The sequence below is a fragment of the Pseudonocardia asaccharolytica DSM 44247 = NBRC 16224 genome, assembly GCF_000423625.1.
Classification (GTDB): Bacteria; Actinomycetota; Actinomycetes; order Mycobacteriales; family Pseudonocardiaceae; genus Pseudonocardia; species Pseudonocardia asaccharolytica.
Map to the genome: position 1 here is coordinate 74,052 of NZ_AUII01000005.1, position 14,210 is coordinate 88,261.

Genomic DNA, 14,210 nt, shown 5'->3' on the forward strand with positions numbered 1-14,210 from the left:
ACGGTGGCGACGTCGTCGACCTGGGACGAACCGGAATCGGGATCGCCCCGTTTCTCGGGTTGGCCGTTTCTCGGGTTGGCCGCCGGGCCGCCGCTCGCACTGGCCCTGACCCGCCCGATGCTCGGCTGGCTGGCCTCGGCGGCCGGGGCCCTGCTCGCCGCCACCCTCCCGATCGCCGACGGCGATCCGTGGCCGTGGCCGATCCCGCACGGGCTGGTGCTGCTCGCCCTGCTGTTCGCGGTGGTCGCGCGGGAGAAAGCCCACCGCATCGTGCTCGAGGAGCGTGCCCGCATCGCCCGCGACCTCCACGACGTCGTCGCCCACCACATGTCGCTCGTCGTTGTGCAGGCCGAGACGGCGCCCTACCGGGTGCCTGACCTCCCCGACTCCGCCCGCGCGGAACTGGCCTCGATCGGCGACGCCGCCAGGGCCGCGCTCACCGAGACCCGTGCTGCTGACCGTGCTGCGCCAGGACGGCGACGCGCCCGCCCACGCCCCGCAACCCGGCGTCGACCAGCTCGGCGAACTCGTCGAGGCCGCCCGGCGGGCCGGGGTGCGGGTGGAGGTCGAGGCCGAGGTCGACGAGCAGCTCGGTGAGTGGCCAACGCCGCCCACCGGGTGCCGAGCCCGGCGCGGCGTCCGTTGCGGCCGGGCACGGCATCACCGGCATGCGCGAACGCGTCCGAGCCGAGGGCGGCGAGCTGACGGTCGGGCCCACCCACGACGGGCTCTTCACGGTGGAGGCCAGGCCGCCGACCAGAATGGCCGGATGAGCGACGCGAGGGGTGGCCGGCCGATCAGGGTTGTCGTCGTCAACGACCAGGCGATGGTCCGGCACGGGTTCGCGGCGCTGCTGGCCGCCCAGCCCGGGATCGAGGTCGTCGGCGACGCCGCGGACGGGCTGCTCGCCCCCCGCGTCACCCGCAGGCTCATCGAGGAGTTCGCCGCCCGTCCCGCGGCGCAGCGGGTGCGACCCGACCGGCTCGCCGCACTGACCGCGCGCAGGCCGTCGTCGTCGCCTACGAGACGGGCCTGGTCAGGGCGGGCGGCTGAGCGGGCCGGCTAGATCGCCCGGTAGTCCCGTGGGGCGAACCGCGGCCCGAACCGGGGACGGCGAAAGCCGGAGAGCTCGATGTAGCGCACTGCCCGCTGCCGCTGCGGGACATACGGGGCGAGCACGGCGAGCAGGCCCGCGTCGTCGAGCGGGCGGCCGACCAGCGCCCAGCCGACAAGGCTCGGGACGTGCAGATCCCCGAAGCTGACGGCGTCCGGGTCGCCCCACGCGCGCTGGGCGGCCTCCGCCGCCGTCCACACCCCGATCCCGGGCACCCGCCGCAGCAGTTGCCGGCCGGCTTCGCCACCCAGCTCCACGGCCCGCTCGAGCCGGGGCGCGACGACGGCCGCGGCCAGGATCGCGCGACGGCGTTTCGAGTCGACGCCCGCGCGGTGCCATTCCCAGTCCGGGATGGCCCGGATCCGCGCGGGCGACGGCGGCACGTGCAGGCCCTCGGGAGCGGGGCCGGGAGCCGGGTCGCCGAAGCGCCGGCACAGCTCGCGCCACGACCGTCGGGCCTCCACGCCGGTCACCTTCTGCTCCAGGATCGCCGGAACCAGCACGTCCCACACCCGCCGGGTGGAGCCCAGCCGCAGGCCCGGCATTCGTTGCGCCGCGTCCCCGACGATCCGGTGGTGGGCGACAAACCGCTCCGGGTCGTCGTCGGCGCCGAGCAGCGCGGGGAGGCCGTCGAGGGTCCACGCCGCGCCGGGCCCCCACGCCGCGGCGACGACGGTGCCGTCCGCGCGCCGGTGCAGCCGCAGCGTCGCCGGGCCGTCGGAGGTCGTCGCGACCCGCCAGATCCCCGATGCTCCCGAACCGTCGTCGACCGACCGCCAGGTCGGGTCGCCGCGACCGCGGCGCAGCGGGGCGAGCACCCCGGCGAGGTCCAGCGGGAACGGCGGCCGCCACTCCCGCTCGATCATGCTGCCCTCCGACCCCCGTGAGTGCGTGACAGTGTTCTAACACTGTTACGCACTCACAGAGGGGTTAGACGTCGGGAGAGAAACGTACCCCGTGCGGCGGGAGGATCACGTCGGGCCACAGCCGCAACCCGCCGCGCAGCTCGCACTGGGCTCCGACGACCGCGCGGTCACCGACGACGGTGTCGACGACGCTCGCGCCCTGGCCGACCCGTGCCCCGGCCCCGATCACGGCGTGCTCGATGATCGCGCCCTCGTCGACCGCCGCGCCGTCGAACAGCATCGCGCCCTCGATCCGCGCGCCCGCGCCGATCTGCACCCCGCGCCCGACGGTCGTCCCACCGAACACCAGGGCGCCCTCGGCGATCTTCGCGCCCTCCAGCAGCATCACCTCGCCGGTCGGACCGGGCAGCGCCGCCGACGGCGCCACCCCGCGAACCAGGTCGGCCGAGCCGTGGATCAGATCCGCCGGGGTTCCCATATCCCGCCAGTAGGCGTTGTCGACGTGTCCCGACACTCGGGCCCCCGCGGCGAGCAGCCCGGGGAAGGTCTCGCGCTCCACCGACACCGGACGCCCCTGCGGGATCGTGTCGATCACCGAGCGGCGGAAGACGTAGCAGCCGGCGTTGATCTGGTCGGTCGGCGGGTCGTCGGTCTTCTCCAGGAAGTCGAGCACCCGCCCGTCGGCGTCGGTCGGTACGCACCCGTAGGCGCGCGGGTCCTGCACCCGCACGAGATGCAGGGTCACATCGGCCGCGGTACGGCGGTGGGTGCCGACAACGGCGCCGAGGTCCGTGCCGCACAGCACGTCACCGTTGAAGACGAGAACATCGGCGGCGGTGAGGTGCTCGGCGACGTTGCGGATTCCGCCGCCGGTGCCCAGCGGCTGGTCCTCGACCACATAGCGCAGCTCAAGGCCGAGCGCGGCGCCGTCACCGAAGTACGCCGAGAACGTCTCGGCCAGGTACGACGTTCCAAGCACGACTCGCCGCACCCCCGCGGCTCGGATCCGGGACAGCAGGTGGGCCAGGAAGGGCACACCGGCGGTGGGCAGCATCGGCTTCGGGGCCGAGAGGGTCAGCGGCCGCAGCCGGGTGCCCTTTCCCCCGACGAGCACCACCGCTTCGACGTCGTCCAGCACGTTCCTTCGCTCTCTGATTCGCAGGTTGAGGTACGGCGCAGCGCGGCGGCCCGCGCCGCGAGCAGTGTCGCGAACACCGCGCGCAGCGGCGCCCGCCGCAGCCCGCGGTGGCGTTCGGACAGGTATCGCCGGGCGAGGCGATGCTGCTCGTCGAGCGGCATCGCGCAGCCGGCGGGCCCGGTTCCGGTCCGCACGGCGGACGCGCCGGGTACGACCACGGTCAACCAGCCCGCCCGGCACAGCCGGTCGGCGAGGTCGCGGTCCGCGAGCGGGGCGGGATAGCGGGCGTCGAAACCGTCGACGGAGTCGAACGCGGTGCGCCGCAGCAGCAGGCACCCGCCCGGCAGCAGGCCTGTCGGACCCTCGACGGCACCCTCGTCGCCGCAGGGGTCGGGACATGCCCCCACAGACCAGGCCCGGGCCAACAACGCATCCGCGATCCACCGGCCCGGCAGCGGCGCTCCACCGGGATCGGTCGGGCGGGGGCCCAGCGCCCCGGCCCGCGGCCAGCGCAGGCCCGCCGCCAGCAGCGCGTCGAGCGCCCCCTCGCCCCACACGACGTCCGGCTCAGCCACCGCGATCCAGCCCACCCGGGCGTCGAGCCCGGCAACCGCGCGGTTGACCGCCCCCGGATAGCCGATGTCCTCCCCGATCGTCAGCATGTCCGCCGTGGCGCGGGGGCTGCCGCTGTTCGCGACGAGGAACCGGAAGCGCCTCCCGGTGGCGCGGGCCGCGGAGGCGCGCAGCCGTTCCACCGGGTCGTCCGCCGACCGGCTGACCGTGATCACGGCCAGCTCCTCGCCGTCGCAGGCCGGATCGGGCTCCACGGCGGCCCACCCTAGCGGGCGATGGTCGAGCGTCAGCTGGGTCCACCTCGCCGAGCGGCGTGACGTTGCGTTCGCTCACCCGCCCCGTACCCGGCGATCAGGTTCCGGTACGCGACCCGGCGCAGCCCCACAGGCACCAGCCGGTACCCCCCCCGCACCGCCACGTTGCGGACGTACTGCGCGCGGGTGGTGAACCCGAGCCGTCGGAACCGTCGCTGGATCGCCAGTTCGGCGCGCAGCTGGGCGAGCCCGCCGCGCCGGGCGTAGGCGCCCGCCCCCACGCGGTACTTCACCAGCGGCTCGCCGACGTTGGCGACCCGGGCGCCTGCGATGATCAGCTTCGCCCAGAGCAGGTAGTCCTCCATCAGCGCGAAGTCGGTATAGCCGCCGACGGCGCGGACGAGATCGCGGCGGTACACCACGGTCGGGTGGTTGAACGGGTCGGCGAAGCGGGCGCGGGCGGCGATATCGGCGGGATCGGTCGGCGGGGTACGCCTACCGAGCTCCTCCCCGGAGTGGTCACCGAACTCGATCAGCCCGGAACCGACGAGGTCGGCGCCCGCCTCGATGATCGGTAACTGCACCGCGAAACGGTGCGGGAGGCTGATGTCGTCGGCGTCCATCCGCGCGACGATCGGGTGCGCGCACGCCCCCAGCCCGGCGTCGAGCGCCGGTCCGAGGCCGACGTTGCGCTTCAGCGCCACGACCTCGACCGGCACCGGGCTGGCGGCGGCCAGTTCGTCGATGCGCGCCGCGAGCCGCGCGTCGACGGGGCCGTCGCGGACGATCACGACCTGGTCCGGGCGCCGGGTCTGTTCGACCACTGTGGAGCGGAAGGCGTCGGCGAGGAAGTCGGGCCGGTCACCCGCCCAGACCGGAAGCAGCAGCGACAACGGCTCGGGCACGCCCGGAGCATATCGACGCGTGCCCCGGCTCACCGCGACCGGGCGCGACACGCCGAGCCGCTACCGGGCCGCCGGCCGCTCCGTGATGCACTCTGAGCGCCCGGTCCGCGCGGGCGCGAACGGGTCGGAGAGCGGAATCGCCGTCGGGCGGTGAAAGTCGGCCGGTGGACGCGGGAGCGGAGGGAGGCATGTGGATCAGCGGAGCGACCGGAACCGTCTCTCGGACCGCCCGTCGCGCCCCCGGTCCGGCGCCCGGCGACCGTCGGCGCGTCGCACCCCGTCCGGCCCGGCCGGCGAGCGCGCGCTCCGGCGCACCCGGCCCGCCCGGCCGCCCGGGCCGAGGCCGGACTGGCCGCGCAGGCTCCGGATCGGCACGGCGGTGCTTTCGGCGTTGGTTCTCGTGGTCACCGCGACCGGCTGGAGCCTCTACCGGGACCTGGTCGCCGGGCTCACCACCACCGATGTGATCTTCGGCAGTTCCTCGGGCAACGGGCTGAACATCCTGCTCGTGGGCGTCGACAGCCGCACCGACGCGCAGGGCAACCCGCTGCCCGACGACGTCGTCAGGACGCTGCACAGCGGCCCGGACACCGGGGTGCTGAACTCCGACACGATCATCCTGCTGCATCTGCCGGCCCGTGGCGGAAGCGCCATCGCCTTCTCGATCCCCCGCGACACCTATGTAGACATTCCCGGCCACCGCAAGGACAAGATCAACGCAGCGTATCCGGCCATGAAGGCGCGGACCGCCGAGGAGCTGGCCGAGAAGGGCGGCAAGGACCCCAGGGAGATCGACCGGGAGTCGTCGGCGGCCGGTCGCAGCGCGCTCATCGCGACGGTCCAGAACCTGACCGGAACCCATATCGACCACTACGCCGAGATCAACCTGCTCGGCTTCTACAACCTGACCACGGCGATCGGCGGCGTCGAGGTATGTCTCAACGCTCCCGTCGACGACGAGCTGTCGGGTGCCCGGTTCCCGGCCGGCCGGCAGACGATCTCGGGGGCCGCGGCGCTGTCGTTCGTCCGCCAGCGCCACGGCCTGCCGGAGGGCGACCTGTCCCGCATCCGGCGCCAGCAGGTGTTCCTGGCCGCCGTGGCCGACAAGATCCTCTCCGCCGGGACGCTGACCAATCCCGCGGCGCTCGGCAGGCTCATCGACGTCGTGCACAAGTCGCTGGTGATCGACTCGGGATGGGATCTCCTCACCTTCGCCCAGCGCGCCGCCGGTATCGCGGCGGGCAGGATCGAATTCGCCACCATCCCGACCCACGGCGGGGAGAGCAACGCCCGCGGCGACGTCGTGCTGGTCGACCCGGCGCAGGTCCGCGAGGCGATCGCGCGGCAGACCGCGGCCGCCGCCGAGGCGAGCGACGATGCCCCGGCCCCCGCGCCGGCCCCAGCCCCGGCATCGGGACCGGGACCAACACCGGCCCGGCCCGCCGGAACGCCGACCGGCGGTCCGCCATCCACCGTCGACCCGGCGTCGGTCACCGTCGACGTCAGCAATGCCTCGGGTGCGACCGGACTCGCCGGGCACGTCGCCGACCGGTTGAGCGCGGCCGGCTACCACCGCGGCACGGTGCAGAACGCGGCACACCGCACGACCTCGGTCGTCTCCTACGCCGGTGACGATGCCGAGCCCGCCGCACGCGCCGTGGCGGCCATGCTGGGCGGGCTGGCGGTCGAGCGGGCGCCGGAGGCCGGACCGGGGACAGCGGTGCAGGTGGTGCTGGGTGGCGACTTCCCCGCCGCCCACCCGGCGCCGGGGAGCACCGCGACCGCCGCCCCGGACGGCTCCGGTCCGACGATCAATGCGGGCGGCGTACCGTGCATTGACTGACCCGAGCTGGATCGAGCTGGAGCGAGCTTGCGAGGCAACCCCGTGACCCTGACCGCCGCCGTCCTCGGGCCCGCGCTCGTCGGCGACCCGGCCCGCCCGCTCATCACGTACTACGACGACGCCACGGGCGAGCGCATCGAGTTGTCGGCGGTGACCACGGCCAACTGGGCGGCCAAGGCGGCCAACCTGCTGCGGGACGAGTGCGACGTCGAGCCCGGCACCCCGGTCGCTCTGCTGCTGCCCGCGCACTGGCAGACCGCCGCGGTGCTGCTCGCGGTGTGGTGGTGCGGCGGGCACGTCGTGACCGACCCCGCGGACGCCGAATGGGTGCTCTGCGACGGCGACCGGGTGGATCTGGCGCTGGCCATGGCGCCGCCGGGCGGCGTGGTCGCGCTCTCCCTCGACGCGTTCGGCCGCGGGCTGCCGGGGCTGCCCGCCGGAGTGATCGACTTCGCCACCGAGGTCCGCGTCCAGGGCGACGACTTCGTGCCGTGGGAGCCGGTTGAGGACGACGCTCCGGCCCTGGCCGGAGGGACCGTCGCCGAGGTGCTGGCCGACGCCCGGCGCCGGGCCGCCGAGCTGGGGCTCTCCACAGGCGACCGAGTTCTGTCCACTATGGACTGGTCCACTCTGGACGGACTCGGCGATGGGCTGCTCGCGGTGCTGGCCGCCGGTGCGTCGCTCGTGCAGTGTCGCAACGCCGACTCCGCCAAGCTCGACCACCGGATGGAAACCGAGCGGTGCACGACGCGCCTGTAACCGACCCCCCGTGAGTGCGTAAGAGTGTCAGAACACTGTTACGCACTCACGGGTTAGGCTCACCGGGTGATCGCTGCCAAGGGCGCCGGGACGCCGGTGGCCGGGCGCCGCTCGCGCCGGTGGATCCGCCGACACCCCACCCAGGACGTGATGGACGTCCTCGCCGCCGGCAGCCGGATCGCCACGAACCTGAGTGACGGGCTGACCGGCCCACGGGCCGGGGCCGCGGCCCGCGAGCTGCGCCGGTTGCTCGACGCCGAGGCGGTCGGCCTCGTCGACCTGCAAGGCCAGCAGATCTGGTCGGGAACACCCGGTCCGGACGCCGCTGGGCTCGCCGAGACCGTGCTCCGCGCCGACCGCAAGGCCGGACGCACCGGGCTGGTCGCGCTGCCGCTGCGGGTCCGCGCGGAACTGGCCGGCGTCCTCGTCGTCGCGGGGCCGGTCCGCCCGGCCGCGACGCGGCAGGCCGCGGCCTGGGTCGGCGAGGCGCTGGAGCGAGGCAGGCTGGAGGCCTCGGCGGTGGCGGCGGAGCAGGCCGAGCTGCGGGCGCTGCGCGCGGAGATCTCGCCGCATTTCGTCTACAACACGCTGACCACCATCGCCTCGTTCGTCCGCTCGGATCCGGATCGGGCCTGCGACCTCATCCTCGATTTCGCGGAGTTCATCCGGCACAACCTCGCCCGCCAGGGCGACTACACGACCCTGGCCGGGGAGTTCCGCGCGATCGAGGCCTATCTCGCGCTCGCCAGGGCCGTGCTCGGCGACCGGCTGCGCGTCCAGGTCCGCATCGCGCCGGAGGTGCTGCCGGTCGCGGCGCCGTTCCGCGCGCTGCAGCCGCTGGTCGAGAACGCCGTCCAGCACGGCGTGGAGCGCGCGGAACGCGGCGGATCGGTGCAGGTCAGCGGCGAGGCGTTGGGCAGCGAATGCCTCATCACCGTCGAGGACGACGGCCCTGGCATGGACCCGGCGCACGTCAGGGAGGTCCTGGCCGGGAGCTCAGCGGGATCGAGCCTCGGTCTGGTCAACGTCGACCGCAGGCTACGGACGATTTACGGCCCCGACTACGGTTTGGTCATCGAAACCGCCGAAGGCGCCGGAACCCGGGTATTGATGCGGGTGCCGCGATTCCACCCGGGAGTGGTGGCCCAGTGAACAGTGCGCCGTCCGATGGACTGCGGGTGCTGGCGGTCGACGACGTCGGCCCTGCCCTCGACGAGCTGCGCCGGCTGCTGCGCGACTCCCCGGGGTCGCCTCGGTCGAGGCGGCCGATGACGCACTGACCGCGCTGCGGCTGATCCAGGCGACGCCGTTCGACACCGTGTTCCTCGACATCGCCATGCCCGGGATGGACGGCCTGGAGCTCGGCTCGCGGCTGGCCCGGATGACCGACCCGCCGGTGATCGTCTTCGTGACCGCCTACGACCAGCACGCGGTATCGGCCTACGGCGTAGGCGCCGTCGACTACCTGCTCAAACCGGTCGCGCCGACCGGCTGTCGGAGACGTTGAGCCGGGTGCGCCGGGTCGTTGCGCACGGCGCCGAACCGGTGCAACCGCCGGTCGACGAGCTCGCCGCCGTACCGGTCGAGCTGGGTGGGCGGACCCGCTACATCCGCCGCGCCGACGTGCGATTCGCCGAGGCCCAGGGGGACTACGTCCGGCTGCACACCCGCAGCGGCTCCCATCTGGTGCGAATCCCGATCTCCCGGCTCGAGGAGCACTGGCGCGAGGTCGGCTATGTGCGGGTGCACCGCAGCTTCCTGCTGGCCGTGCACGCGGTGCAGGAGCTGCGCAGCGACGTCAGCGGTGGGCTGCTCGCGCATACCGACGCCGGTGACGTCCCGGTCAGCCGCAGGCACGCCCGGGAGCTTCGCAATCTGTTGCTCGAGGCCGCCACCCGCGGCGATTTCGAGCCCCGGGGCGGGCGGTGATCGGCGTTTCGGCCCCCGGAACCGCGCGGTTCGCGGCTCCCGGCGCCAAGACGTCGATCACGACGAGTCCGGCCGCCCGCCCCCGGCCGGCCGGCGCCGGTTCGAGCTGATGAACCGGCAACACCGGGTCACGGTCACCAGCCCGCAGACCCGGATCGCGATGGCCGGACGCCGAGGTCTCCCGCCCGGCCCGGTGCCCCGGCTCGCGCCCGAGGAGCTGGCCCACGCGCGCCGGATCCGGCGGGTGCAGCTGCGCTGGGCCGCGATGGGCCTGCTCGGGGTCCTCACACTGCTCGCCGGCCTCCCGCTGCTGCTGGACCTCGCGCCCGGGTTGTGGCAGATCCGCCTGGCCGGGGTGCCGGTGGCCTGGCTCGCCGTCGCCGTGCTGCCCTATCCGGTCCTCGCCGGGCTCGCCTTCTGGCAGCTGCGCCGCGCGGAACGGGCCGAGGACGCGAGCTCGCCCGGTAACGAGGCCGAACGGTGATCGCGCTCGCCATCGTGCCGGTGGTGCTGGCCACGCTGCTCATCGGCGCCCGCAGGGTCGCCGCGATGAGCACCACGTCGGGCTTCATGGCGATCAAGCTGTTCGGCAACATCAACACCGGGCTGATCGTCGGCCTGCTGCAGTTCGTCTCGACGTTCGCGATCACCGGCTGGTACGTGCGCTACGCCGACCGCAGGCTCGACCCGCTCGGCGGGAAGATCCGCACCGAGATCGAGGGGGGCGACCGATGATCCTCGCCCCGGGAGTGGAGGGCAGCAGCCCGATCCTCAACATCTCGATCTTCGGCCTGTTCGTCGTGGTCACGCTGGTGATCGTGGTGCGGGTCGGCAAACGCGCCGCGGCCGGCACCTCGGACTTCTACACCGCGGGCGGCGGCTTCTCCGGCCCGCAGAACGGGATCGCGATATCCGGCGACTACCTCTCGGCCGCGTCGTTCCTGGGTATCGCCGGCGCGATCGCGATCAACGGCTACGACGGCTTCCTGTACTCGATCGGTTCCTCGTCGCCTGGCTGGTCGCGCTGCTGCTCGTCGCGGAACTGCTGCGCAACACCGGCCGATTCACGATGGGTGACGTACTGGCCTTCCGGATGCGGCAGCGTCCGGTTCGCGCCGCCGCGGCGACGTCCACGCTGGCGGTGTCGTTCTTCTACCTGCTGGCCCAGATGGCCGGAGCCGGCGGCCTGGTCGCGCTGCTGCTCAACGTGACCGGCAAGACCGGCCAGGCGGTCGTGATCGCGATCGTCGGCGCCGTGATGATCGCCTACGTGCTGTCGGCAAGGACAAGGCCGACCCGGCGAAGTACGCGGAGATGGAGGTCCGGTCGTTGACGGAGGCGGGCATGGCGAAGGCGGTCGTGCACTAGCGCCGCACGACCGTCGGCCGAGGGACAGGAGCGACGCCGGGTATCGCTCCTGTCCCGCTTTCGCCGATCACGGGACGCCGCCTCAGCCGACCGGGACCGAGTCGAGCAGCTCCTGCAGGCCCCGGGCGTCGAGCAGATCGACCGGCCGCACGGTGCGGTCGGCCCGGACGTAGTGGAACGCCGCCCGCACCCGCTCCAGCCCGACCCCGGCCAGCGCCGCCCACGCGAGCCGGTAGGCGGCGAGCTGGACCGCGAGCGCCGGCATCCGGGACCGGTCCGGCGGCGGCCCGGTCTTCCAGTCGACGACCGTGAAGCCGCCGTCGGGATCGGCGAACACCGCATCCATCCGGCCGCGCACCGCGATTCCGCCGACCACCGTCTCGAACGGCACCTCGACCTCCACCGGCCGCCGGTCCGCCCACACCGACTCCAGGAACGCGTCCTGCAGCTCGGCCAGCTCGGCGTCGGAGGCGGCGTCGTCATCGGCGGCACCCGGCAGCTCGTCGAGATCGAGCAGCTGGGCCGCCCCGAAACGCTGCTCCAACCAGGAATGGAACGCCGTGCCCCGGCGCGCATGCGGGTTGGGCGGCAGCGGCAGCGGACGGCGCAGCCGCGCGGCCAGCGCGTCGGGATCGGCGGCCAGCTCGACGAGCTGGCTCACCGAGAACCGGGGCGGCAGCGCCACCACGGGCCGCGCGCCGCCCGCAGCCCGCTCGGCCAGCAGCACGTCGACGTCGGCGGCCCAGCCCTCGGGATCGAGAGCCTCCGGCTCGGGTCGGCAGGCATCGCCGGCCAGCAGCTCGAGCTGGGTCCCCGGCTCGGCGGTGGCAGCGGCAGCGGCCCGCCGGGCCCGCTCGGCCGCCCGCAGCTCACGCATCGCCTGCCGCACCAGCGCGGCCCCGGCGTGCACGGCGGGCGAGCGTTCGCCCAGCGGATCGAGGGGCCACCGCGCGCTGCGCCGCTGCCCACCTGCCGGGTTGGCCTCGTCGGGCTCCGGTTCCGGAGCCCACACCTGCACCGCCTCGCCGTCCAGCGCGGCCTCGAGCGCCGAGCAGACCTCGACGAGGAACTCCGAGGGCTTCCTCGGCTTGTCCCCCACCGCCGCCCAGCGATGCCCGGAGACGAGCAGCACCCGCTCGGAACGGGTCAGCGCCACGTAGAACAGCCGCCGCTCCTCCACCAGCCGCCGCTCGTCGAGCGCCTCGGAATGCGCGGTGACCGCCTCGGTGACCTGCTTGCGGTCGGCCCTCTGCGGCAGGTCGAGGCCGGGCAGGTCGGCGGCGTCGCCGCGCAGCGGCACCGGCAGCTGCGCCGGGTCGGTGAGCCAGCTGCCACTGATCTTGCGCCCGGGGAAGACCTGGGAGACCACATGCGGAACGGCGACGACCTCCCACTCCAGGCCCTTCGCCGCGTGCACGGTGAGCACCTGCACCCGATCGTGGGCCACCTCGACCTCGCCGGGGGCGAGCCCGTCCTCGGCCTGCTCGGCGGTCTGCAGGTAGTCGAGCAGGGCGGGCAGCGTGGCGACGTCGGCGCCAGCGGCGAACTCGGCCACGACATCGGCGAAGGCATCCAGGTGCGCCCGGCCGACCGGGCCCGGCCGGGCCGCGGTCTCCGCGTCGAGCAGCAGCAGCCGCTCGGTGTCGGCGACCAGGTCGGTCAGCGGCGCCGAGGCCCGCGACCGCAACCAGGCCAGCTCGCGGGCCAGCCGGCGGATCCGGTCGAATCCGGCGGGTGAGTAGCGCTGCGGCGGCCCGGGGTCGTCGAGCGCGTCGACCAGGCCGGCCTGTTCGGAGTGCTCGCCCGGCAGCGCACCCAGGGCGAGCTCCGCCGGGCTGAGCGGACCGGGGCCCCGGCCGGGCAGCGGCGGCACGAGCTCGCGGGCGCGCTGCCACAGCGCGGCCAGGTCGGCCACCCCGAGCCGCCACCGGGCCCCGGTGAGCAGCCGGACCGCGGACGGCCCCGCCAGCGGGTCGGCCACCACGCGCAGGGCACTGACCAGGTCACGGACCTCGGGGGTGTCGAGCAGCCCACCGAGGCCGACCACCTCGACCGGCAGCCCGCGGGCGCGCAGCGCCGCCGCGATGGGGTCCATGTCGGCGCGCCGCCGCACCAGCACCGCCGACGTCGGCGGGTCGGCCTGCGCGTGCTCCGCCGCCTGCCACTGCGCCGCGATCGCGTCGGCCACCCAGTCGATCTCGCCCGCGACGTCGGGCAGCAGCGCCACCCGCACGTCGCCGGCCCGAGCGCCCGGCCGGGCCCGCAGCTCCCCGACGGCGACCGCACCGGGCGCCGTCCGGATGGGTTCGGACACCGTATTGGCCAGCGCCAGCACCTCCGGCGGGTTGCGGAAGCTGGTGAGCAGCCCGTACTGGTCGGCGGGTTCGCCTCCGGGCCCCGGGAAGTCGGTACGGAACCGCGCGAGGTTGCCCGCGCTCGCCCCGCGCCACCCGTAGATCGACTGGCAGGGGTCGCCGACCGCGGTGACCGAGACCGGTTGCGCGTGCGGCGGCTCGCCGGGCGGGCGCCCGAACAACGCGCGCAACAACACCCGCTGGGCATGCCCGGTGTCCTGGTACTCATCGAGCAGGATCGCGCGATAGCTCTCCCGCTCGATCGCGCCCACCTCCGGATGCGCCTGCGCCACCTGCGCGGCGATGGCCATCTGGTCGGCGAAGTCGATCGCGCGCTCGGCGCGTTTGCGCTCCGCGAAGGCATCCACCAGCGGCAACAGCTCGACGCGCATCCGCTGGGTGCCGATCCAGCGCAGGTAGGTCTGCGACGGCTCCACCCGCTGGCCCTTCGCCCGGGGCGCGGCCGCCAGCACGGCGATCACGCGCTCCGCCAACGCGCGTACCGCGGCGGGCTCGACGAGGTGCTCACCCAGCTCACCGGCCAGCGCCAGCAGGTAGGCCGTGACGGTGGCCGGAACCCGGTCGATCTCCAGATCCGCCGCCCACGTCGAGACCACCCGGTGGGCGAGCTGCCACGCCGCCGTCTCCCCCAGCAGCCGCGACCCCGGTTCGGCGGGCAACCGCAGGGCGTGCTCGCCCACCAGCCGCCCCGCATAGGCGTGGTAGGTCGAGACCATCGGCTCCCCCGCGAGCAGGTGGGCCTTGCACTGCCCACCGGGGTCGAGCTCGTCGAGCAGCGGGGAACCGGCCAGCCTGCGCAGCCGCGACCGCACCCGCGCCCCGAGCTGCTGCGCGGCCTTGCGGGTGAAGGTCAGCCCGAGCACCTGCTCGGGCAGCACCTGACCGGTCGCGACCAGCCACACCACGCGGGCCGCCATCGTCTCGGTCTTGCCCGCGCCCGCGCCCGCCACCACCAGTGCCGGGCGCGGGGGTGCGGCGATCACCGCCGCCTGTTCCGGGGTGGGCGGCGGCAGGCCGAGGGCGGCGGCGAGGGTCGCCGGGGTCAGCTGCACGCTGACGTTCTACCCGATCTCTCCGACACCACCC

At 74.4% G+C, this 14,210-nt stretch carries 13 protein-coding genes and 2 pseudogenes; 10 read left to right on the forward strand and 5 right to left on the reverse strand.

Going from position 1 to position 14,210, the window contains the following annotated elements; all coding sequences use genetic code 11:
- Nucleotides 1-3: 3 nt before the first annotated feature.
- The 3 genes from G567_RS32930 to G567_RS36605 are packed head-to-tail and all read left to right on the forward strand — an operon-like array spanning nucleotide 4 to nucleotide 1,066.
- Nucleotides 4-597, forward strand: coding sequence for a sensor histidine kinase (locus G567_RS32930; RefSeq protein ID WP_211223867.1), 594 nt, complete (start codon nucleotides 4-6; stop codon nucleotides 595-597).
- Nucleotides 594-773, forward strand: coding sequence for an ATP-binding protein (locus G567_RS35110; RefSeq protein WP_169338713.1), 180 nt, complete (start codon nucleotides 594-596; stop codon nucleotides 771-773). The genes G567_RS32930 and G567_RS35110 overlap by 4 nt, the downstream gene beginning before the upstream one ends.
- Nucleotides 770-1,066 (forward strand): helix-turn-helix domain-containing protein, encoded by a 297-nt coding sequence (locus tag G567_RS36605; protein ID WP_028929545.1) that lies wholly within the window; start codon nucleotides 770-772, stop codon nucleotides 1,064-1,066. Before G567_RS35110 ends, G567_RS36605 begins: the two co-directional genes overlap by 4 nt.
- Here the strand turns inward: G567_RS36605 and G567_RS0107775 are convergent.
- The 4 genes from G567_RS0107775 to G567_RS27410 form a co-directional block, all read right to left on the reverse strand.
- A complete protein-coding gene (locus G567_RS0107775) occupies nucleotides 1,063-1,980 on the reverse strand; it encodes a DNA-3-methyladenine glycosylase family protein (RefSeq protein ID WP_028929546.1) in 918 nt (305 codons plus the stop codon). The two genes, G567_RS36605 and G567_RS0107775, sit on opposite strands and share 4 nt — an antisense overlap.
- Before the next feature lie 64 nt (nucleotides 1,981-2,044).
- A complete protein-coding gene (gene manB / locus G567_RS0107780) occupies nucleotides 2,045-3,115 on the reverse strand; it encodes a mannose-1-phosphate guanylyltransferase (protein ID WP_051232604.1) in 1,071 nt (356 codons plus the stop codon).
- A complete protein-coding gene (locus G567_RS35420; protein WP_051232540.1) occupies nucleotides 3,055-3,945 on the reverse strand; it encodes a glycosyltransferase family 2 protein in 891 nt (296 codons plus the stop codon). Before G567_RS35420 ends, manB begins: the two co-directional genes overlap by 61 nt.
- A 32-nt stretch (nucleotides 3,946-3,977) precedes the next feature.
- Nucleotides 3,978-4,850 (reverse strand): glycosyltransferase, encoded by an 873-nt coding sequence (locus tag G567_RS27410; protein WP_051232542.1) that lies wholly within the window; start codon nucleotides 4,848-4,850, stop codon nucleotides 3,978-3,980.
- 379 nt (nucleotides 4,851-5,229) lie between these two features.
- On the opposite strand from G567_RS27410, the gene G567_RS0107800 reads away from it, so the two are divergent.
- The 7 genes and pseudogenes from G567_RS0107800 to G567_RS32935 form a co-directional block, all read left to right on the forward strand.
- On the forward strand, nucleotides 5,230-6,693 hold the full coding sequence (locus tag G567_RS0107800; RefSeq protein WP_245585579.1) for an LCP family protein: 1,464 nt from the start codon (nucleotides 5,230-5,232) through the stop codon (nucleotides 6,691-6,693).
- Between the two features lie 42 nt (nucleotides 6,694-6,735).
- Nucleotides 6,736-7,452 (forward strand): TIGR03089 family protein, encoded by a 717-nt coding sequence (locus tag G567_RS0107805; RefSeq protein ID WP_028929549.1) that lies wholly within the window; start codon nucleotides 6,736-6,738, stop codon nucleotides 7,450-7,452.
- Between the two features lie 150 nt (nucleotides 7,453-7,602).
- Nucleotides 7,603-8,604 carry a sensor histidine kinase gene (locus G567_RS0107810; protein ID WP_084795959.1) on the forward strand — a complete coding sequence of 334 codons (1,002 nt, stop codon included), beginning with the start codon at nucleotides 7,603-7,605 and terminating at the stop codon, nucleotides 8,602-8,604.
- A pseudogene (locus G567_RS27415) lies at nucleotides 8,601-9,381 on the forward strand (LytR/AlgR family response regulator transcription factor). The gene G567_RS0107810 and the pseudogene G567_RS27415 overlap by 4 nt, the downstream one beginning before the upstream one ends.
- A gap of 109 nt (nucleotides 9,382-9,490) precedes the next feature.
- Nucleotides 9,491-9,865: a hypothetical protein gene (locus tag G567_RS0107820; RefSeq protein ID WP_028929551.1), complete on the forward strand. Its 375-nt coding sequence runs from the start codon at nucleotides 9,491-9,493 to the stop codon at nucleotides 9,863-9,865.
- The gene (locus G567_RS27420) at nucleotides 9,862-10,116 is read left to right on the forward strand and encodes a DUF485 domain-containing protein (RefSeq protein ID WP_037056295.1); all 255 of its coding nucleotides are present in this window, start codon (nucleotides 9,862-9,864) and stop codon (nucleotides 10,114-10,116) included. Before G567_RS0107820 ends, G567_RS27420 begins: the two co-directional genes overlap by 4 nt.
- Nucleotides 10,113-10,657, forward strand: a pseudogene (locus G567_RS32935) (sodium:solute symporter family transporter); the annotation flags it as partial. The gene G567_RS27420 and the pseudogene G567_RS32935, both read left to right, overlap by 4 nt.
- Before the next feature lie 174 nt (nucleotides 10,658-10,831).
- Here the strand turns inward: G567_RS32935 and G567_RS0107840 are convergent.
- A complete protein-coding gene (locus G567_RS0107840) occupies nucleotides 10,832-14,176 on the reverse strand; it encodes an ATP-dependent helicase (protein WP_028929553.1) in 3,345 nt (1,114 codons plus the stop codon).
- Nucleotides 14,177-14,210: the final 34 nt, after the last annotated feature.

Excerpts from the sequence above, each read along its gene's own strand:
- G567_RS0107775 (WP_028929546.1), bottom strand. The coding sequence starts at position 1,980 with ATGATCGAGCGGGAGTGGCGGCCGCCGTTCCCGCTGGACCTCGCCGGG.
- G567_RS0107820 (WP_028929551.1), top strand. The coding sequence starts at position 9,491 with ATGAACCGGCAACACCGGGTCACGGTCACCAGCCCGCAGACCCGGATC.
- G567_RS36605 (WP_028929545.1), top strand. The coding sequence starts at position 770 with ATGAGCGACGCGAGGGGTGGCCGGCCGATCAGGGTTGTCGTCGTCAAC.
- G567_RS0107810 (WP_084795959.1), top strand. The coding sequence starts at position 7,603 with ATGGACGTCCTCGCCGCCGGCAGCCGGATCGCCACGAACCTGAGTGAC.